Source organism: Butyrivibrio sp. TB (genome assembly GCF_900110805.1).
Taxonomy (GTDB): domain Bacteria; phylum Bacillota; class Clostridia; order Lachnospirales; family Lachnospiraceae; genus Butyrivibrio; species Butyrivibrio fibrisolvens_C.
In genome coordinates this window covers 167,471-188,287 of record NZ_FOER01000003.1, presented here as the reverse complement: position 1 = coordinate 188,287, position 20,817 = coordinate 167,471, and the positions used below count along the sequence as shown (strand labels likewise).

Here is a 20,817-nt window from a genome sequence, read left to right as displayed (position 1 = left end):
TACTTAATAATTCAATTGCTGAAGATGGCATCAATGAATCTGAGTACGAGTGGAATATCATTATGAATATTTTTACAAAAAAGATAGACAAAGAAATAGAAGTATACCAACGCGAACTTGTAGAGACTCACTACAAAGAAGTCGATAACATGTACAGGAAAATGCGTGGCTGGAGGCATGACTACCGCAATCACATTCAGATGATGAAGGCGCTTGCGGCTAATAATGACATGGATGGGATAAGGGCGTATCTGGATCAGCTTGATACGGATCTTAATACTGTTGATACCGTTATAAAGACAGGTAATGCCATGGCGGATGCAATCCTTAACAGTAAGATATCTCTTGCTCAGTCCAAAGATATAAATGTTCAGGTGGATGCCCACATTCCTGTTAAGCTCAAAATGTCAGAACTTGACCTTTGCTGTATCATAGGCAATCTTTTTGATAATGCGATAGAGGCGAGTTTAGAGCTCCCTGCTGATGAGCGCATTATCCGTGTATATATGGACATGAAGGGCACTCAGCTCTATATTTCTTTTACCAACTTTACAGCAGGCAAGAAGCTCAAGAAGATCGGCAAACTCTTTAGCACCACCAAAGGTGAAGGGCACGGTTTTGGCCTTATCAGAATTGACGGAATCGTAGAAAGGCTCGGCGGTTACCTTAGCAGGAACAGTGAAGATGGAGCCTTTACAACAGAGATCCTGATACCGCAGATGTAAGTAAAATACAAATTCATCCCCAAAATAAAGCAATTCATCCCCGAAGAAATTTGGGGATGTTTTTTATGCTATGATTACAATGTCAAAAGACATGTAGCGAATCAATCCGGAGAAAAAGCTGCGAAAACACAAAAATAGAATTAAAGAAAACAGAATCAAAATGATTCGGGCACCAAGAGATTAGAACGATAATAAATGGGGCGGTAATTATGGATAATAATACTGATAAAACGAAGGAAAACAAGAAAAAGCCAAAATATTCCATTCCAAGTAATATAGCATTCATGATAAGCAAAGCCTGGAACGGTCATAAGATAGTACTTTTCTTCTGTCTTGCAACAGCGCTTACTACATTTGGTAAAAACGTTATCCAAATGCTTGTAGCGCCAATGATCTTACAGGTTGTAGAAGAGGACAGAAGCTTTTCGCAGTTTGTGATAAGGGTGGCAGTATTTACACTTCTTATGATTTTCTTTGGCGGATTACTTGAGTATCTAAACGCAAACAGTGAGTTTGGCAGAATCGGCACTAGGGCTGGTATTGTTGTAGAGTTGGAAAAGAAACGCTGCACTACTTCATATCCAAACCTTTATGATACCAAATTCATAGAGTTTTCTGAAAAGGCTTATGAAGCTATTGGTGGCAATAGTTCTGCTACTGAAGCTATTTGGGGAACACTGGAAGGGCTTATTGCAAACAGTCTTGGATTTGTTTTTTATCTGATACTGATATCTGGCCTTGATGTAAGGATAGCAGCTATTGTTACGGTGCTCACAATAATAGGATTTGTTGTTAATGCCAAGATTTCCAACTACAGCTACAAGCATAAGGAAGAAAAAGCGGAGATCGTTAACAAGCTGTTCTATTGTAATAATGTACTTAAGGATAGAAATTATGCAAAGGAGATCAAACTGTTTGGAGTAGCGAACTGGGCAGGCGATCTTTGGGAAAAGAATATGAAGCTTTTGACAGTTTTTATCAATAAAAATCAAAAGCGTCTTTTCCTTGGAAATCTATTGGATGTGGTACTTACCTTTTTGAAAAATGCAGTTGCATATTATGTACTGATATCAATGACAATAAGTGGAAAGATTACGTTGTCAGAGTTTCTCCTATATTCTGCGGCCGTTACAGGATATTCGGAGTGGGTTGGAGGAATCCTTAATCAACTTCTGGAGCTTCATAAGCAGAGCATAGATCTTTCTATCTTACGCGAATTCATCGATTGGGAAGAACCCTTTAGATTTGAAGGCGGAAAAAAGGTACCTGAGGCTCCGTATGTTTTTGAATTAAGAAATGTTACTTATCGCTATCCTGAAGCTGATAAAGATACTATCAAAAATATGAACCTTAAGATTGAACCCAAAGAAAAGATAGCGATTGTAGGACTTAATGGTGCTGGAAAGACAACACTCATAAAGCTTCTTTCAGGATTCCTTGATCCGACTGATGGACAGGTACTTCTTAACGGAATTGATATAAGAGAGTTTAACAGGCAGGAATATTACGATATTTTCTCAGCGGTATTCCAGGAGTTTTCAGTTATTCCAGCTACGATAAAAGAAAATGTCACTCAGACAAATTCTGATTATGATAAAGATAAACTTAAGGAAAGTCTTGAAAAAGCAGGTCTTTTGGATAAGATAAACAGCCTTTCAAAAGGTATAGAGTCTCAGATAACAAGAAATGTATTTGAAGATGGCCTTGAACTGTCAGGAGGCGAAACACAAAGACTAATGCTTGCAAGAGTTCTTTACAAAGATTCTCCGATCATCCTTCTTGATGAACCGACAGCAGCGCTTGATCCTATAGCAGAGAACAACATCTACCTTCGCTATAACGAGATGACAGAAGGTAAACAGTCTGTTTTCATATCACACAGACTGGCTTCAACGAGATTCTGCAACAGGATCCTATATTTAGAGGATGGACAGATCAAAGAAGAGGGAACTCACGAACAGCTGATGGCTAAAGACGGAAAATACGCAGAAATATATGGTGTTCAGAGTAAATACTATAAAGAGGATGGCGACAATGAAGAATCAGATTTCGATGAAAACAGCGCTAGTGCGTGAATTTAAAGCTTTAAAAATCTGGAGCAGATATTCAAAGGGTATGATAACACTGATCATAATATCAAAGCTCTTTTCAAAATTTTCTATTTATGTACCAATTGCTCTTACAGCAAGATTTATAAATATGATAGCAGCATCAGAGCCTGCAGAAGATATATCAAAAATGGTGCTTATAACACTCTTGATAACAGCAGGGCTTTCTGTAATATCTTCGTTACTGGCAAGACTTTTGGAAAAGCATAGAAATTATAATATACTATGGCAAATTGTCGAGAAAATTCTTGCAGACAAAAAGTCAAGTATGGACTATGTCGATGTTGACAGTCAAAAGATTGCAGATATGCAGGCGCAGATAGAGCAGAACATGAACTGGTCATCCTGGGGGCTGCTCCGTTCAATATACTGCTTGGAAAATCTACTTGATTCTGTACTTTCAATTATCTGCTGTCTTGCTTTATCAGTTAGTATGTTTGTACTTCCTGTTACAAAAGGCAAATCTACTATTCTTAATAATCCGCTGATTGCTGCTTTGATAGTAGTACTTATGGTAGTTAATGCAACACTTTCCGGATACTTTTTTAGCTTCAGGCAGAAGGCATGGTCTGATTATTCGGATGAAGCAAGACTTGGAAACAGAAGATTTTCAGCCTATGGATGGTTTTCTCACGACCGTTCAAGGGCAGCAGATATAAGACTTTACAGACAGGATAAGATTACAACAAGTTATATGAGCAGCGGTGATATGTTTACAGAAAAGTCTTCACTTGCTGAAAAGTTTATAGGTAAGGTAGGCATTCTTTCATCCCTCTCTGTTGTTTTTCAGAATATAATGGCCGGCATCATATACTTTTTTGTATGTGCCAAGGCATGGGCAGGAGCTTTTCCGATAGGCTCTGCTACTCAGTATATTGCAGCTGTTACAGGCGTTTTCTATGGAATAAATGGACTTATATCTCAGATTGAAGAATTAAAGAGTAACGGTAAGTTCCTAGAGGATACTTTTGAATTCTTAAGTCTCCCCAACAATATGTATCAGGGAAGTCTCACAACTGAAAAAAGGCGTGATAACAAGTATGAGATCGAGTTTAGAAATGTCTCCTTCAAGTATCCTGGAAGTGATGACTATGCTCTTAGAAATGTAAATCTTAAGTTTACTGTTGGCGAAAAGCTTGCTATCGTTGGCATGAACGGATCCGGCAAGACAACTTTTATTAAGCTTCTATGCAGACTTTATGATCCTACAGAAGGTACGATCTTCCTAAACGGAATCGATATCAGGAAGTACCGCTATGATGAGTACATGAATATCTTTTCTATAGTTTTCCAGGATTTCAAATTGTTTGCAATGCCACTTGGTGAGAATGTTGCAACAAGCTATGCATATGATGAAGCTAAAGTTATGAAATGCCTGAGGGAAGCAGGCTTTGATGACAGATTTGATAAGATGCCCAAAGGCCTTAAGACACATCTTTACAAGGATCTGGATAAAGAAGGCGTTGATGTCTCCGGCGGCGAAGCTCAGAAGATCGCTATTGCAAGAGCCCTTTACAAAGATGCTCCTTTCATCATACTGGATGAGCCTACAGCAGCGCTTGACCCTGTCGCAGAAGCAGAGATATATGAGAAATTCAATGATATGGTGGATGACAGAACAGCAGTATACATAAGCCACAGACTTTCTTCCTGCAAGTTCTGTGATGAGATAGCTGTATTCCATGAAGGCAGGGTGATTCAGAAGGGAACTCACAAGGATCTGCTCAAAGATGAATCCGGCAAGTACTACGAACTCTGGAATGCCCAGGCTCAGTATTATGAAGACGAAAAGGCTGTCTCGTGAGACTTAAGCTACGCACTTGAAACATACATCACCAGCTGAGGTAGCACCGATACGTACTGTTTATAAAGCATTTTAGTAGCTTGAAGGTGTTATAAATTCCAAAGCATAAAAATTCATCCATGTATTTCTATACATGCCTGGTTACATCCTGTAACCAGGCATGATATCTGGAACTATATATTTACAATATAGTCAAAAGCAATACCAAACTATAGTTAAAATCTATAGCTGTAGGTATTGCTTTTTGTTTTGAGGGGGCGTATTATTCATTTAACAGTTATTCCTACCTAAACGGTATGAATAGTATGAAAACAAAAAGTGGCAAGAGGAGGACATGGTTATGAGTAATTTAAAGTCTATCGATAAAGAAGAGAACTGGGGAATCGGAACCAAATGCATACAGTCAGGATATAGACCCGGAATCGGCGAAGCAAGAGTACTTCCTATATACCAGTCTACTACATATAAATACGAAGATCTTGATCAGGTTGAAAGACTCTTTTCACTTCAGGAAAGTGGTAATAAGTATTCAAGAACAGGCAACCCTACACTGAATGCATTAGAAGCTAAGGTGGCAGCACTTGAAGGCGGAGTTGGAGCTCTTACAACAGCGTCAGGTCAGGCAGCAGTATTCCTTGCAATATCAACTATAGTTCAGGCAGGTGACCATATCGTAGCATCCAATGCCATCTACGGCGGAACCTATACTCTTCTTGATGTAAGACTTAGAAAGCTTGGAATAGAGACAACTTTCGTAGATCCGGAAGCACCGATAGAAGAGCTGAGAAAAGCATTTAAGCCTAACACCAAGATAGTATACGGCGAGACGCTTGGTAATCCGGCACTTGGAATTCTGGACTTCGATAAATTCTCAGCACTTGCTAAAGAGTTCGATGTTCCATTTCTGGTAGATAATACACTTGCAACTCCTTTCTTAAGTAAACCATTGAAGCACGGAGCTGACATAGTCATCCATTCAGGAACCAAGTACATGGACGGACATGCAGTAGCTCTTGGCGGCATCATCGTAGACGGCGGAACCTATAACTGGGCTAACGGCAAGTTCCCTGATTTCGTAGAGCCTGATGAGCAGTACGCGAACACCTCTTACACAGGTAAGTTTGGAAATAAAGCATTTATCACAAAGGCAAGAGCTCAGTACCTTAGAGACTACGGCCCGGTACTTAGTCCCCTTAACGCATTCCTTATAAATCTTGGTCTTGAATCACTCCATTTAAGAGTTCCAAGACACTCAGACAATGCGCTTAAGCTCGCCAAGTTCCTTCAGAATAACGAAGCAGTTAACTGGGTCAACTATCCGGGACTTGAAGATAATCCAAATCATAAGAGAGTGGAGAAGTACTTCGACTACGACGGAGCAAGCGGTGTTCTGACCTTCGGACTTAAAGGCGGAAGAGAAGCTATAAAGGCTTTCTTTGCATCCCTCAAAGTAGCTGCACTTGTAGTACACGTAGGAGATGCAAGAACCTCAGTCCTTCACCCCGCAACCAGCACCCATTCCCAGATGAGCCCTGAAGACAGACACAAGGCAGGAATTCCTGAAGATATGATTAGAGTTTCTGTTGGAATCGAAGACGCAGAAGACATTATCGCAGATTTTGCACAGGCAATTAATAAAGCAGTAAATATAAGCGAAGTAGAGCAGATTGCAGGCTGATATAAACTCGTTGTAATTAGTAGACAAGTACTTTCAACTGAATTCAGACCTCCGGCAAATAGATACAAATGCCGATTTTGAAAATGTTCCTGATTTTTGTTAGGGGGTTAGGAGCGAAAGTACAGCGTGTTTACGACAGCGGATAACCCCCTTACAAAAATCAGGGTTATTTTCACATGAGGCATTTGTATCTATTTGCCGGAGGCCTGAATTCAGGGCGAAAACCCTAATACAACGAGTTTATGAAGCATTTTGGAGGACGGTATGAATATTGAAGTTGATATAAAGAAATACTTTGAGTTAAAAAATGATGCAGATCATATAAAGGATAAAGTTGACATCTCAGTTGAGTCTCACGCTTATCTGCCTCAGGTCGAAGATGTTAAGAGCGACTGGCTTTCATTTGTATCAGTTCCGGCATTTAAGATCGCAAGAAAGGAAAATGGCAAGGACTTTGGCTCTTTCCTTTCCCTTGGGACAGGCTCAGGCCTTGATGTTCTTGCAGGCGCGGAGATACTGGGAGCTAAGACCCTTGGCTTTACAGACCTTCAGAAGAGCGTTGTAGATATAGCAAGACAAAATGTTGAAAAAGGACTTAAGAAAACTGGCACCTACAATCTGCTTAGCGGTGCAGGCGACCTCTTTGCTCCATTTGCAAATGAGTCAGAACCTGAAAATCGTCCGAAGTTCGACGTCATATACGAGAACCTTCCGAACGTGCCGCTTGCAGATGACAAGGAAGTCACAGACAGTCGCAACAGTGGTCACTATCTTGAAAAAAGAGTAGAAAGAATACCTGATAAGGTTCATGGCGATATGCTGGATCTTCACTATCTGGCTTTGGTTCAGGCCGGTGATTATCTTACGGATGATGGATTTGTATTTTCATTAATGGGAGGAAGAGTACCTCTTAGCTCTTTTATCAGACTTGGAGAACTGGCCGGGGTACAATCTGAGATCTATACCTATCAGTGGAAGGTTCAGGCTGAGCCTTTGGACGTAATAGGAGGGTATGCAAGGCAGGAAGAAGAGGGATTTGGCCCCTTCATATTTTATAGGGCAGAAGATCTTGAAGAAGCCTTTAAGGGAGTCAGCGTAGAAGAGTCCGGCCAAAAAGCTTTTGAAATCGAGAAGGCGCTTGAAGATAAGAGACTTACTGCAACTAAAGCTTTTGAAATCTTCAAAAACGGAGGCAGCATAGGACATACAGTCGTAGTGCTGAAGTCACATGTCTAAAGAACTAGATATAAAGATCAGAAAGATCATCGATGAAGCTATAAAGCTTTTGAATGAAAATAATAAAGACAGTAATAACTATGAAAAAGATCATAATGATTCTAATAGTAATATAGGTGATCATCTTATTCATAATAATGAGTTTGATAAAGACATAAATAAAGAAATAAAGGAAGAAATAGCAAGGGTGACATCATCAGTCATTCCGGAGCAGACAGGCTCATTTGAAAAGAGCACGTCTCCACTTTTGAAATATGCAGAGTCATCTACTCTTCATGGATCTAAAGAGACGGAGCCCTTGCTAAGGCTTATCAGGGAAGTATTAGACTATCTTCCCTGGAAGTACAACTACGAAGAAAGAGAAGATAAGAAAGACCTAGGTTCATATATGGGATGGGCAGAGCTTATAGGGCCTGAAGCCCCGTATAAGGCAGATGATTTCTGCCTTGGATTTACATTGATATCACCTTACACTTTGTACCCGGAGCACAGACATCCTGCCATAGAGCTATACAAAGTCCTATCAGGGACTGCAGAATGGACACTTGAAGGAGCAACCAGCAAAAGAGTGCCCGGTGAAGTGATCCTGCATCCGTCTAATAAGATTCATAAGATGCATACTTATGATCAGACGCTTCTGGCGCTATATACCTGGAGTGGAAATGATGTAGTGACTTTGTCTGAATATGTGTGAAGAACGTAAACTATCCTATAAAGTCATTAGGGATGCTTGTCTGTTCAAGCGTGAGCGGTAGTAAACAATTGATGAGAAAGGATATGACATGGAAAAGATAGCAAGCTTTACAGTTAATCATTTAAAACTAGTACCTGGCGTGTATGTATCACGCAGGGATACTGTAGGAGAGGAAGTGATCACAACCTTCGATCTTCGCATGACAGCACCTAACAAGGAACCTGTTATGAATACAGCAGAAATACATACGATAGAGCATCTTGGTGCAACATTTCTTCGAAATGATGAGGAGTTTGGTGATAGGACCATATATTTTGGCCCTATGGGCTGCAGGACAGGATTCTATCTGGTTCTGGCAGGAGATCTTGATAGCAGGGATATTGTGAACCTTCTTACAAGACTTTTTGAATTCATAAGAGATTTTGAAGGTGATATCCCCGGGGCAGCGGCAAGAGACTGCGGCAATTATCTGGATCAGAACCTTGCAATGGCTAACTTTCTTGCAGCTAGATACCTGAATAATGTGCTCTATAACATAAGCGAAGATCAGCTGGTATATCCGGAGTAAACTATAGCGGATGCCTTTAGAAAAAAACTCTCGATTTAGAATAGAAACTTGCATCGCAGGAATCTGTTCTAAAACGGGAGTCTTTTTTTCTTACAGGAAACGTGCTATTTTATAGTGGTAAATTTTGAGGGGAGATACTAGTGTACTTACTCATTTATCTTTGATCAGATATGAACAAGTCAGCACATTAGTCGTTTACAAAATCTTCACGATATGGGGTAAAGATATCCAAAAGGATACCTTCTTCTAGACATACGCAGCCATGCTCTACACTGTCTGTCTTTAGAAGCGTGTCACCTTTTTCAACAATATGCTTTTCGCCATCTATTTCAAACTCGAATCTTCCACTTACTACGTAAGTGATCTGGGTGTGGGGATGATGATGAAGAGCACCTACAGCGCCTTTTTCAAAATGATTCTCAACGGTCATTACATCACCGCTGTAAGCAAGTACGCGCCTTACTACGCCGTTGCCAAGATCTGTAGGCGTTATATCTTTGTGGAATACCCATCTGTCGTTTTTCATACTGAAAACCTCCAAGTTAAATTAGTATTATGAAATATTGTAAGCATAAATGCTCGGAATAATAAAGGGAAAATCTGAACCAGAAATAAATAATATGAATGTAGCAAAAAAACTGTGGCTAAGGCTCTCAATTGAAAGAAAAACAAGGATATACTCACTTACCATCATAACTATAGTGATCGCGGTAGGTGTCTTCAACATGTTTATAATCGGAGGATCAGTAAAAGGCCTAGGCAAGGTTCAATCTGATCTTAGCAAATGTGTTAATGTACAGACTGCATTTGAAGAAGAGAATGCAGCTTTGGAAAAATATATTCGAAATGATATAGATACCAACAAAGAAAATTATGAGAAGGCATGCCTTCATACAAGAGCCTGTATCACAGGGCTTCCCTATTCGTACCGGGATATAGGATCCGAGAGATATGCAAGAACCTGGAGGATCATCAATGCCTACGACTATTATGAATCTCAGAGAAATGAGGTTCTTGATGAGGTCTTGATGGGAGAGCTCAATCAGAAGATCTATGATCTTTATGACATGCAGAACTGCATCTACTCATATATTCAGGATCTTACCAAGATCACTGTCAAAGAGGGAAGCCTTCTGTATTCAATGAAAGAGGTTATTATAGACAGGCTTCCGTTTGTTCTCGTTGTTATAAGCGTTGCAGCTCTTTTTCTTACCATCGCTTTTGGAAGACTTCTGTCGACAACTGTTACAAGGCCGCTCAAGATGCTGGCCGGAGGTGTTCATGATATCTCTGAGAAAAGATTTGATAAAGAGGATATCAAGGTGTCCAATGAGGACGAGATAGGAGAACTTGTAGATACCTTCAATATTATGAAGCATGCCATGTCAGAGCATATAACTACTCTCAAAGAGAATAAGGAACTGACTGACCGTATCCATGAAGAAGAGATGGAGAAACTGGAAATAGAGAAGCAGCTTGGCCTTGCCAAACTCGATCTTTTGCAGAGCCAGATCAATCCGCATTTTCTTTTTAATACTCTAAATGTTATATCCGGAATGGCAGAACTTGAAGATGCAGAAACGACCAACAAGATGATCAAGAGCCTTTCACATCTTTTTAGATATAATCTAAGGACCAGTTCGCAGTTTGTATCATTGTCCCAGGAGATCAGCATCATCGATGACTATATGTATCTTCAGAAGATGCGATTTGGATCAAGGCTTATGTATATCAAAAATATAGCTGATGATCTCGATACGACAAGTATAACGGTACCTGCATTCCTCTTGCAGCCTGTTGTTGAGAATTCAATAGTTCATGGAATCGCTCATATAGAAGAGGGTGGCAGGATAGAACTTAGTGCTTACAAGAAGGACAATACCCTATATATAAAAGTTATGGATACAGGAGCAGGTATGTCCAGGGACAAGGTTGATGAATTAAATACCAAATCAATCTCCGTAACCCAGGAACATGCAGGAATAGGACTGTACAATGTTCAAAAGAGGATCAGCAGCCTCTATAATGACAGCGAAGTGATAGTGGAAAGTACTATGAACAAAGGAACAACGGTGACTATATGTATAAGATACTGATAGCAGATGACGAAATGATAGAGAGAATGGTCCTTAGAAAAAAACTCATCGACAATTTTAAGGACAGGTGCGAGATAAGAGTTGCAGAAAACGGAAGAGAAGTAGTTGATAAATTCAGGCAGTTCGAAGCAGATCTTCTGATTCTGGATATCGAGATGCCCGGGATGAATGGTCTTGAAGCTGCTGAGGCTATAAGGAAGATGGGGAGTGATTGCAGCATAATATTCCTTACTGCTTTTAATGAATTTGATTATGCCAAGAAGGCTATCTCTGTTCATGCACTTGAATATCTGTTAAAGCCTTGCGATGACAAGGAACTGGTATTGTCTGTCGAAGAAGCCATGAGAGTAAGTATACTAAAAAAATCATCTTCACAGATTGAAAGCTATGAAGAAGGCTCCAGATCACAGGCAAGTACAGCAGATGCTATTTTAAGATACATAGAAGATCACTATGGAGAAGAGCTGTCTGTTCAGGTTATGGCTGATAAGTTTGCTTATTCGGAAGTGTATTTTTGCAGATTATTCAAACAGCACTTTGGTGAGAGTTTTATAAGCTTTTTGACTGATTATAGGATCAAAAAGGCAGTTGAGCTTTTAAAGACAACCGGTATGAGCGTCAAGGAAATAGGTAAAAAGGTCGGATATGAGGATTCTAACTATTTTACCAAGGTATTTAAAAGAGTCATGAAGGCTCTTCCGAGTGAATATAGGACTACGGATCAGTGAGATAACTTCATCAGATTATTTATGAATTATAAAGAGTTAAAATCAAAAAGCTTTCAAAATTGTGCATATTCAACATATTTATCAAAAGAATATTATCTAAACTATACATAATAATTAATTAAAGTTCAAAATTTACTACCCGATGTAAAAATATTGCTATTTTGTACCTTTATTTCCCGCTTATATAATGTGCTTGTAAAACAAACCACATAATAACGGGAGGGTACAAAATGAGAAAAAAACTTTTCAGTGCACTTATGAGCGCATCTATAGCAGTAGCCATGATGTCAGGCTGCGGTCTCAATGCTCCTGCCCAGACTGAAGGCAGTCAGGGCACTTCACAGGAAGTAAAAGAGGATACAGAAGATACTAATGTATCTGAGGAGCAATCAGAGTATGAGGTTAATGAAGCAGCAGCTGCTGATCCTGCTGTAACTCTTACTATGGCAGAGGTTAATCCTATTGAAGGAACTATCTGCGGAGCTATGGATACCAAATTTAAAGAAGCAGTAGAAGCCATGTCTGGCGGTTCTATTACGATTGATCTTCAGGGCAGCGGTGTTCTGGGCGTAGAAGCAGACATCCTTGATGGTATGCTTGGCGGAACAGGAACAGTCGATATCTGCCGTATTTCAGCATTTGCACTTAATTCATACGGATGTGACAAGGCAACACTTCTTTCACTTCCTTACACTTTCCAGGATAGAGATCATTTCTGGACATTTGCTAATTCAGATCTTGCTCAGGACTTCCTCAATCAGTCATCCGAGATAGGTCTTGGAGTTAAGGGGCTGTACTATGGTGAAGAGGGCTTCCGTCATTTCTTCACAGCACCTGATAAGCCAATCTCATCTCCTGAAGATATGAAGGATATGAAGATCCGTGTATCCAATGACCCTGTTATGACAGCAATGGTTCAGAATCTTGGAGCAACACCTTCACCTGTTTCTATGTCAGAGATATATCAGTCACTTCAGAATGGAACAATTGACGGAGCTGAGCAGCCAACTGCTAACTATAAGTCCAATTCCTTTGATGAAGTTGGTCCTAACCTTACAATGGACGGACATACACTTGGCGCTATGATGACTATAATCACAGAGAAGTCATGGGGCGAGCTCACAGAGAATCAGCAGCAGGTAATCCTTGATGCAGGTAAGATCGCATCAGATTATTGCAGAGAAGTATCTGAGCAGAAAGAGAATGAAGTTCTCGAGCAGCTCAAAGCAGATGGACGTACCATCATTGAAGTTGAAGATAAGACTCCTTGGCAGGAAGCTTGTAAGCCAATCGTAGAACAGTATGCAACAGGAGATCTTGCAGATATCTATCAGCAGATCCTTGATATGGCAAAATAATATTTTTTAAAAAAAGTTTCAGGCCTCGGATGATTTATGGCACTTGTATGGCAATACTTATATAAATGTCATGAAATAAATTCCGGGGCCTGAATATTGGGGTTGATGGATCATAATAGTTGACCTGGCCTGATAAAAAAGATTTTTATGTATTACGATTGGGGGTTATCATATGCCTGAAATTTTTAATAGACTTCGAAAAATAGAACCCATCTACCAGCTGGTATACAAGATATTTCTTAATATCTGTAAGATACTCCTGGTTGCGGATATCTTGATCACGAGCTGGATCGTTCTTGCTCGTTATATTACAGCTATTCCCGCTCCAAACTGGGGTGAGGAACTTATTCTCACACTTATGGCTTACATGGCAGTATTATCAGCTGCACTTGCGATAAAGAGAAATGCACATATCAGAATGACCTCTTTTGACAGATATCTTCCCAAGAATATGATCGTAGCTCTTGATCTTGTGGCTGATGTTGCAGTGCTGATACTTGCTATCATCATGCTGGTCATTGGCTGGGAGTATGCTCTGTCGATCGGCGCTAAGGGAACTTACATCAGTATGCCCTGGCTTTCTAAATTCTGGATGTATTTTCCTGTTCCTCTTGCAGGAATTGCCATGATCTTTTTTGAAATAGAGAGGATCGTTCTTGATATTGAGAGATTTTTTACAAAGGAGGTTAAGGCATGACTATTAATACTACAGCTATCGCACTCCTTCTTATCAGCTTCCTTGTAATGGTATTTTTGAGATTCCCGATTGCATATTCGGTTGCGATATCATCTCTTTTATGCCTTGCATATCAGGGTCTTCCGCTTGCAACATTGTCACAGCAGATGATCAAGGGTATCAGCTCTTTCTCCCTCATGGCTGTACCGTTCTTTATCACGATGGGCGTTTTGATGGGATCGGGTGGTATCTCTGAAAAACTTCTGAATCTGGCAGACGCCTGTGTAGGCTGGATGACAGGTGGACTTGCAATGGTCAACATTGTAGCATCCTATTTCTTTGGAGGAATATCCGGTTCTGCAGCAGCTGATACTGCATCTCTTGGATCACTTGAGATACCTATGATGGTAGACAGAGGTTATGACAAGGACTTCTCAACAGCAGTTACTATCTCATCTTCAGTAGAAGGTATGCTGGTTCCGCCATCTCACAACATGGTAATCTATGCAACTACCGCAGGCGGATTATCAGTTGGATCACTCTTCCTTGCAGGTTATCTTCCGGGAGCACTTCTTGCAGTATGTCTTATGGTTGGATCATATATCATTTCTAAAAAAAGACATTATCCCAAGGGAGAGAAGTTCAGCCTTAATAGACTAGGAAGAGAGTTCAGGACTTCTATCTGGGCACTGTCAGCTATACTGATAGTAGTAGTGGGAGTTGTAGCCGGCGTATTTACAGCTACAGAGTCTGCGGCTATTGCAGTTATCTACTCACTTCTTGTAAGTATTTATGTTTATAAGGGAATTACATGGAAAGGTGTATGGAAAGTAATTGATTCTTGTATTGATACTCTTTCTATAGTTTTAATACTAATAGCAACATCCAATGTATTCGGTTACTGCCTTACAACTCTTCATGTTCCGGAAATTGCAGCCAAGGCTATAACAGGAGTATCCAGCAATCCTTATGTGATCGCCCTCCTTCTTAATGTGATACTTCTGATACTTGGTATGATCATGGATATGGCACCTATCATCCTGATATCAACACCAATCCTTCTACCGATCGCTACATCAATCGGCATTGATCCTATCCAGTACGGAATCATGCTGGTACTTAACTGTGGTATCGGACTTCTGACTCCACCTGTAGGAGCAGTATTGTTCATCGGTTCAGCTATAGCTGAAGAGCCGATGGAGAAGGTAGTCAAGGCTCAGTTACCATTCTATGTGATGATGATCATTGCACTTATCCTCATTACATTTGTTCCTGCTATCAGTCTTGTAATACCTAACCTGCTTGGATACTAATAGAGATTGATTTGGAACTTTTATGATCATGACTCCCGGCTGCCACAGGCTGGGAGTCTATTTTAATAGGCCTATGCATTAAAAAACATTTTGATCAAACAATTATTTTTAAAATAAAACGTTTTTATAATAAAACAGCAAATTATTAAAATGCGGAGAAAAGAGAATATGAAATTCGAATATAAGTTCAGGAATACCAAGGGCGATTATTTTATATTCAATATGAGTAATATATACAGTCAGTGGACTGCACTTGTAAATATCATATTTACAGTTGCCATGGCGGTGCTTATAGTTGCCAGATGGAGTGATGCTCATTTGTTCTTTAAAGGGATCATGGTATTTGGGCTTTGCCTTTTTCCTGTGATACAGCCTGCAACTATATACATAAGGTCGTCTGCTCAGGCAGAGAGCATCAAAGATGAGACACTGCTTTATTTTGATGATGCCGGTATGCATATAAGTGTTAATAGTCATAGTCAGATGATAAAATGGAAGGATTATAAGGCAACTATAAACAGACCCTTTGTACTGATTCCTGTTCCGGATGGTCAGCATGCATATATTCTTACAGACAGGATCTTAAAGGGTCAAAGAAAAGAATTGTATAATTATATCCAAGGAAGAAAGCATAGGGTGCTTTTCTAAGGAGATGCTGCATGGCAAAAGATCTTTTTTCATACAATAAAATAAGAATATTTGTATGTATAGTGCTGATCCTGGGATTTGTTTCAGGACTGATCATGGGATGCGGAAAGACAGATACAGGAGATGATGTTCTACCTCAGTACAGGACTATATGTGAAGAATATAAGGATGTTAATCCCAAGTACGTTTTTTCTTATGCAGAGAATCAGGCCAAGGATTATCCTACATCACTTGGGGCGTTCAGATTTGCATATCTTGTCCATGAGAGGTCTAAGGGCAGAATCCAGATAAGAGTATATACGGATTCGGAGCTTGGAGATGAACCTGATCTTGTAAGAGAGCTGACAAGAGGCGGACTGGACTTCATACGAGCATCTATGTCAGGCCTTACCGAGTACAATGATGAAGCCAATGTCCTTGTCATGCCATATTTATACAAGGATGCGGATCATATGTGGAAGGTTCTGGACGGAGATATAGGGCAGGAGATAATGGACTCATTTGATGGAACAGGCATGGTAGCACTATCCTGGTATGATGCAGGTGTCAGGAATTTCTATTCAGATGAGCCTATAAACTGTCTTGAAGATATGAGCGGCAAAGTGGTACGTATTCAGGATTCGGATATCATGGATGATATTATAAAGAGTCTTGGAGCGATATCTTATCCTACTATGTTCGATGAGGTCTATTCTGCCTTGCAGACAGGCCGCGTAGATATCGCTGAGAACAACTTATCAAGTTATGAGTCTATGGAGCATTACAAGGTCGCTCCATATTATATAGTCGATGAACATACCAGAATTCCTGAACTGCAGCTCATATCGCAGACTACATATGATAAATTAACTGATGAAGAAAAAGATATCATAGTATCCTGTGCCAGAGAATCAGCCATGTACGAAAGGCAACTCTGGAAGGAAAGAGAAGAAGTATCACTTGAACGTGTCATGGATGGAGGCTGCCATATAATATATCTTTCTGATGAAGAGAAAGAAAGATTTAAAAAAGCTGTTGAAGGTGTATATGAGAAATACTGCAGCGATTATATGGATCTGATAAATAGGATTCAGGAATATTAACGCACTGCTTTTTGTATCAGGAAATTCAAACTTCTAACTTGGGCAGATCAGCATCCCCCAAGCCTTTGCATGGCTAGGCAGTATATAAATCATTGTCACACTGTTAATCATTTCATGAATTCATGGCATGATATCTGCAGTTTTTTATTCTGGGGTCCAAACTCGCTTCGCTCAGACAGGTGGACCCCGAGCAGAATAAAAATCTGCATCTATCACGCTCATGAATTCTATAAAATGATTAAAAAGTGTGACAATGATTTATATACTGCCTAGCCATGCAAAGGCTTGAGGGATACTGATCTGCCCAAGTGTTAAGATATAACATAAAACATCCGATATATATGAAGAGATAAGTATAGGTATGCCCTGCTAATGACTTGGCTGGTATCAAGGAAGTCGGCCTTTAAAACGGATTTAAGGCTTTTCTACATGGAGGTAGATATTATGGCAGGAAGTTTTAGAATAGAGGGGTATCTGCCCTTTTATAACAATAGTATGACAAGAACCGGAAGTAATGGCGGACGAAGTGTGTCCTCATATGCTTCCGGTCTTTTTGCGTCTTCAAATGCAAAATCGTCAGGGGATGATTCTTTTAACAAAGTAGCTGATGGAATAAATGATGATGCCAAAAAGCGTAAACAAGATCAGCTCAAACAGATAAGAGATAGTCTTCGTCAGATGCAGAAGGAACAAAGGCAAAAAGAGTATATGGATCAGATGAAGCAGATGCAAAGAGAGCAGTTTCAAAAGACCGGAATACTGGATCCTAAGCCTTCGAACTACGTGGATGATTTCCTCAAAATGTCCGGAGCACCTGATGAAGAAGAGGAGGAAGAGGAACTTGTAGTCCAAAAGTATAACTATAAAGACGTTGCTAATAAGATACTTAGGGCCAAGAATTCTCAGAGCGCAGGTCAGGCGGTACTAAGTGCTAAGAGAAAAGTCCTTGAAGTTAAGCGTATGATAGGAAGAGGCGAAGGAGACCCGGAAGAGCTGCAGCTGGCACTTACTCATGCTAAGAGAATGGAGATGGCTGCCAGGAAGAAAAAGCATCATTTAGAACTTGAAGAATTCGTAGAACATTCTCAGAAGCGCAAAGAGAATATGGATAAAGAAGAGGATCAGACTCAGGATCTTAAATCTATGATGACAGAAGCTGCAGAACTTGAAGTAGAAAAGCAGGAAGATGCTATATTTGAAGCAAGGCAGGATATGATAGCTGAAGTTGTAGATAGCGTCAGAGAAAGCGGGATGGAAGCATCTGATGAAGCTTTTGCTTCTATCAATGAGATGATATCTGAGTTTGGTGAAGAAGAGCTTGAGATGCTTGAAGAAACTATGGCGATGCTTGAAGAGATGGAGATAGCCAATCCTAATATGAGTGAGGAAGATCTTGAAGAACTAAAGAAAAAGCACAGAGCATCTGAAAATAAGGCGATAGCCAAGGCCAATATGGACTATCTAAAGGGAATGTTCAAGCATATGGAAGATAAGAAGGCAGCAGGAATCACGCATTCTATGGGAAGTGGCACAGGCTTTAAAATGCCGATGACGATGGGAGGAGCAGGTATGGGCGCTATAGAAGGAGCTGGTCCGGACCCTGGAGGAGCGCCGTCTGTAGCAGCTGTGTTTGTAGATTCCGGAGGTTCATCCGGTTCTGTTGATGTATCTATATGATGACGTAAGGTTCATAACTTCCCACTTGGAGATGCCGGTCCGTCCAAGTGGGAAGTTTTAGTTCATAAGTTAATTTAATTCAAGATTATCTCCAATCGAATATGAATAAGCCGGTACACTGGTGGCTTTTAAAGCATTATTCCTTTATCAAGTTTAGAGAGATTGTTTTTATGAAGGATCATGATCAGTGGGTTTTCTGCTTTAAGTGGTTCGTCAGGATCTATAGATTCTTTGACCACGCCGTCCTTGATGGCGATTACGTTGACTCCGTATTTTTTTCTAAGATTAAGTTCTTTTAAAGTCTTGCCAACCCACTTATCCTTTGGGGCCATCTCTACAAGACACAGTTCATTGCTTATGTCGAAGTATTCAAGGAAGTTACTTGCAATGAGCCTTTTTGCAGTTCTTATGCCGCTTTCTTCTTCTGGATAGATGATCTCGTCGGCACCGACTTTTTTTAGTACTGTGCCCATTCGCTCACTTCCTGCCTTGGCTACTACCCACTTTACTCCGCACTCTTTAGATACCATGGTGCAGATGATGCTGGCTTCAAGGCTCATGCCCATGGATACTATTGCGCAGTCTATATTGGAGATGCCAAGAGCTTTGATGGCTGTAGGATCTGTAAGATCAGCTTCTATGGCAGTAGTTGCCTTGGCAGAGTACTGTTCGATGATATCCTCATCATTGTCTGCAACCATGACATCTGCGCCGCTTTCAAGAAGTTTGTCAGCTATAGCCTGTCCGAATTTTCCAAGTCCGAATACTACAAATGATTTATATTTCATACATATACCTCTTTTTTTATCTTATAAGCTCCGTTTTGATCCAGATGATACACTTATCTAAAATCTGTTATACGGGCCAACTAATTACTACGAGTTATAATTTAACCCACTATAAAGTGTCCGTTTGAGTACTTGATATCATTTTTGTCTGCATGAGATGTACTAAAGAACAGTGCCATGGATATAGGTCCTATCCTTCCTGCGTACATTCCTATCATAACTACTATCATGCCTGCAAGATTCAGACTGGATGTAAGACCTCTTGTAAGGCCTACAGTTCCTGTTGCACTGAATATCTCATAAGTTGCTGATAAAAGCGGCATCTGCGCTGTCTGCATAAGTGCTAGAATAAGAACAATAGTGATGATCAGATTTGAAGTTATGATAGCAGTAGCCTTGTTAATAAGCTTGGCAGAAACAGCTCTTTTAAGAACAACAGCTTCATTTCTGTCTCTTATAAAGGATATTGCATTAAGGAACAATACAAATATAGTAACAGTCTTGATACCACCGGCAGTACCTACAGGAGAGCCACCTATGAACATATAGATGCAGCCTATAAGGCAGGTGGATGGTGTAAGAGCATCCTGAGGAACTGTTGCAAATCCTGCAGTTCTGAAAGTTACTGACTGGAAGAAACTTGTCAGTATCTTATTGCCAAGAGGAAGATTGGCTATAGTATCAGGATTGTTCCACTCAAACCCTAGTACAAACAAGGTTCCTGATATAAGGAAAAAGAGTGTCAGGTTAATAACAAGTCGTGTGTGCTCATTTAGTTTCTTCCAGAAGACTCTGAAATGATAGCCTCTTTTGTAGCTAAGCTTAGCAGTTTCTATAACATCGAACCATACGACATAACCAAGACCGCCAAGTACTATAAGTGTGATAGTAATAGCATTGACAGCGATGTCTGTATTGTAGTCTATAAGTGAATTGGGGCCTATTACGTCCATACCTGCATTACAGAAGGCTGATATTGCATTGAATATTGAGATCCATAAACCTTTAAAAAATCCAAATTTAGGTATGAATACAAAGCTGTATAGAAGCGCTCCCACACCTTCCACTTTCAACGTGTCCTTAATGACTCGTTTCAGGAATTTGATAAGTCCGTGGATGGAATCAAGATTATAGTAGTCCTGGATAAGGAGCCTTGTACTAAGCGAGAACCTTTTTTTCATAAGGATCACAAATCCTGAGTACAGGGTGATAACACCAAATCCTCCGATCTGGATCAGGATCAGTACTATGATCTGTCCAAAGATAGACCAATGTGAGAAGGTATCTACTACTACAAGACCGGTAACACATATAGAAGTTGTAGCTGTAAATAGTGCTGTAGACAGTCCTGTATGCTGGCCTCTTGCAGTTGCAAAAGGAAGCATCAAAAGACCTGCTCCTATAAAGATTGCAAGAAGAAAACCAAGAACGATGATCTGTGTAGAAGACATCTTGGTCTTTTTTTGGTAATTTTCATTGAAAACTCTCAAAACAACTCTCCCAAAAAAATTGATTGATATGACTAAAAAATACTCTCAGAGAAGTAAAACGGCAGTTTTTAATGCGTCAGAATATTGCCTTGTATAGTCATAACTTAACTATTATAAAGCACAGCGTCTTATAAGTCATCACCTAACA

The 20,817-nt window shown here is 40.0% G+C and carries 18 protein-coding genes; 15 read left to right on the top strand and 3 right to left on the bottom strand.

The features are described from left to right. The first annotated feature begins 62 nt into the window (after window positions 1-62). From BMX21_RS03215 to BMX21_RS03185, 7 genes are all read left to right on the top strand, one after another. Entirely contained in the window at window positions 63-725 is a 663-nt protein-coding gene (locus tag BMX21_RS03215) for a sensor histidine kinase (protein WP_092041262.1), read from the top strand. A 209-nt stretch (window positions 726-934) separates the two neighbouring features. Further along, window positions 935-2,800: an ABC transporter ATP-binding protein gene (locus tag BMX21_RS03210; protein WP_092041259.1), complete on the top strand. Its 1,866-nt coding sequence runs from the start codon at window positions 935-937 to the stop codon at window positions 2,798-2,800. After that, the gene (locus tag BMX21_RS19625; protein ID WP_242952862.1) at window positions 2,760-4,637 is read left to right on the top strand and encodes an ABC transporter ATP-binding protein; all 1,878 of its coding nucleotides are present in this window, start codon (window positions 2,760-2,762) and stop codon (window positions 4,635-4,637) included. Before BMX21_RS03210 ends, BMX21_RS19625 begins: the two co-directional genes overlap by 41 nt. A 340-nt stretch (window positions 4,638-4,977) precedes the next feature. Beyond that, a complete protein-coding gene (locus BMX21_RS03200) occupies window positions 4,978-6,315 on the top strand; it encodes an O-acetylhomoserine aminocarboxypropyltransferase/cysteine synthase family protein (protein WP_177173898.1) in 1,338 nt (445 codons plus the stop codon). 264 nt (window positions 6,316-6,579) lie between these two features. Next, window positions 6,580-7,551, top strand: coding sequence for a class I SAM-dependent methyltransferase (locus BMX21_RS03195; RefSeq protein WP_092041249.1), 972 nt, complete (start codon window positions 6,580-6,582; stop codon window positions 7,549-7,551). Continuing rightward, on the top strand, window positions 7,544-8,245 hold the full coding sequence (locus BMX21_RS03190; RefSeq protein WP_092041246.1) for a dimethylsulfonioproprionate lyase family protein: 702 nt from the start codon (window positions 7,544-7,546) through the stop codon (window positions 8,243-8,245). The genes BMX21_RS03195 and BMX21_RS03190 overlap by 8 nt, the downstream gene beginning before the upstream one ends. Window positions 8,246-8,333: 88 nt before the next feature. Further along, entirely contained in the window at window positions 8,334-8,813 is a 480-nt protein-coding gene (locus BMX21_RS03185; RefSeq protein ID WP_092041243.1) for an S-ribosylhomocysteine lyase, read from the top strand. Between the two features lie 187 nt (window positions 8,814-9,000). Here the strand turns inward: BMX21_RS03185 and BMX21_RS03180 are convergent, their stop codons facing one another. After that, a complete protein-coding gene (locus tag BMX21_RS03180) occupies window positions 9,001-9,339 on the bottom strand; it encodes a cupin domain-containing protein (protein ID WP_092041240.1) in 339 nt (112 codons plus the stop codon). A gap of 94 nt (window positions 9,340-9,433) precedes the next feature. On the opposite strand from BMX21_RS03180, the gene BMX21_RS03175 reads away from it, so the two are divergent. From BMX21_RS03175 to BMX21_RS03140, 8 genes are all read left to right on the top strand, one after another. Continuing rightward, the gene (locus tag BMX21_RS03175) at window positions 9,434-10,909 is read left to right on the top strand and encodes a sensor histidine kinase (protein ID WP_177173897.1); all 1,476 of its coding nucleotides are present in this window, start codon (window positions 9,434-9,436) and stop codon (window positions 10,907-10,909) included. Beyond that, the gene (locus BMX21_RS03170; RefSeq protein WP_092041231.1) at window positions 10,894-11,637 is read left to right on the top strand and encodes a response regulator transcription factor; all 744 of its coding nucleotides are present in this window, start codon (window positions 10,894-10,896) and stop codon (window positions 11,635-11,637) included. The genes BMX21_RS03175 and BMX21_RS03170 overlap by 16 nt, the downstream gene beginning before the upstream one ends. A 230-nt stretch (window positions 11,638-11,867) precedes the next feature. Continuing rightward, the gene (locus BMX21_RS03165; RefSeq protein ID WP_092041228.1) at window positions 11,868-12,995 is read left to right on the top strand and encodes a TRAP transporter substrate-binding protein; all 1,128 of its coding nucleotides are present in this window, start codon (window positions 11,868-11,870) and stop codon (window positions 12,993-12,995) included. 172 nt (window positions 12,996-13,167) lie between these two features. Further along, window positions 13,168-13,692, top strand: coding sequence for a TRAP transporter small permease (locus BMX21_RS03160; RefSeq protein WP_092041225.1), 525 nt, complete (start codon window positions 13,168-13,170; stop codon window positions 13,690-13,692). Further along, window positions 13,689-14,984, top strand: a complete 1,296-nt coding sequence (locus tag BMX21_RS03155) for a TRAP transporter large permease (RefSeq protein ID WP_092041222.1) — start codon at window positions 13,689-13,691, stop codon at window positions 14,982-14,984. The genes BMX21_RS03160 and BMX21_RS03155 overlap by 4 nt, the downstream gene beginning before the upstream one ends. A 168-nt stretch (window positions 14,985-15,152) precedes the next feature. Then, complete coding sequence (locus BMX21_RS03150) at window positions 15,153-15,632, top strand: hypothetical protein (RefSeq protein WP_092041219.1); 480 nt, start codon at window positions 15,153-15,155, stop codon at window positions 15,630-15,632. Between the two features lie 11 nt (window positions 15,633-15,643). Continuing rightward, window positions 15,644-16,714: a TRAP transporter substrate-binding protein gene (locus BMX21_RS03145; protein WP_242952861.1), complete on the top strand. Its 1,071-nt coding sequence runs from the start codon at window positions 15,644-15,646 to the stop codon at window positions 16,712-16,714. A 444-nt stretch (window positions 16,715-17,158) separates the two neighbouring features. Beyond that, window positions 17,159-18,391, top strand: coding sequence for a hypothetical protein (locus tag BMX21_RS03140; protein ID WP_092041216.1), 1,233 nt, complete (start codon window positions 17,159-17,161; stop codon window positions 18,389-18,391). A 128-nt stretch (window positions 18,392-18,519) separates the two neighbouring features. On the opposite strand, the gene BMX21_RS03135 is transcribed toward BMX21_RS03140, so the two are convergent. Together BMX21_RS03135 and BMX21_RS03130 are read right to left on the bottom strand one after the other, a co-directional pair. Beyond that, window positions 18,520-19,179 (bottom strand): potassium channel family protein, encoded by a 660-nt coding sequence (locus tag BMX21_RS03135; RefSeq protein ID WP_092041213.1) that lies wholly within the window; start codon window positions 19,177-19,179, stop codon window positions 18,520-18,522. Window positions 19,180-19,280: 101 nt separating this feature from the next. After that, window positions 19,281-20,669, bottom strand: a complete 1,389-nt coding sequence (locus BMX21_RS03130) for a TrkH family potassium uptake protein (protein ID WP_242952860.1) — start codon at window positions 20,667-20,669, stop codon at window positions 19,281-19,283. Window positions 20,670-20,817 lie beyond the last annotated feature (148 nt).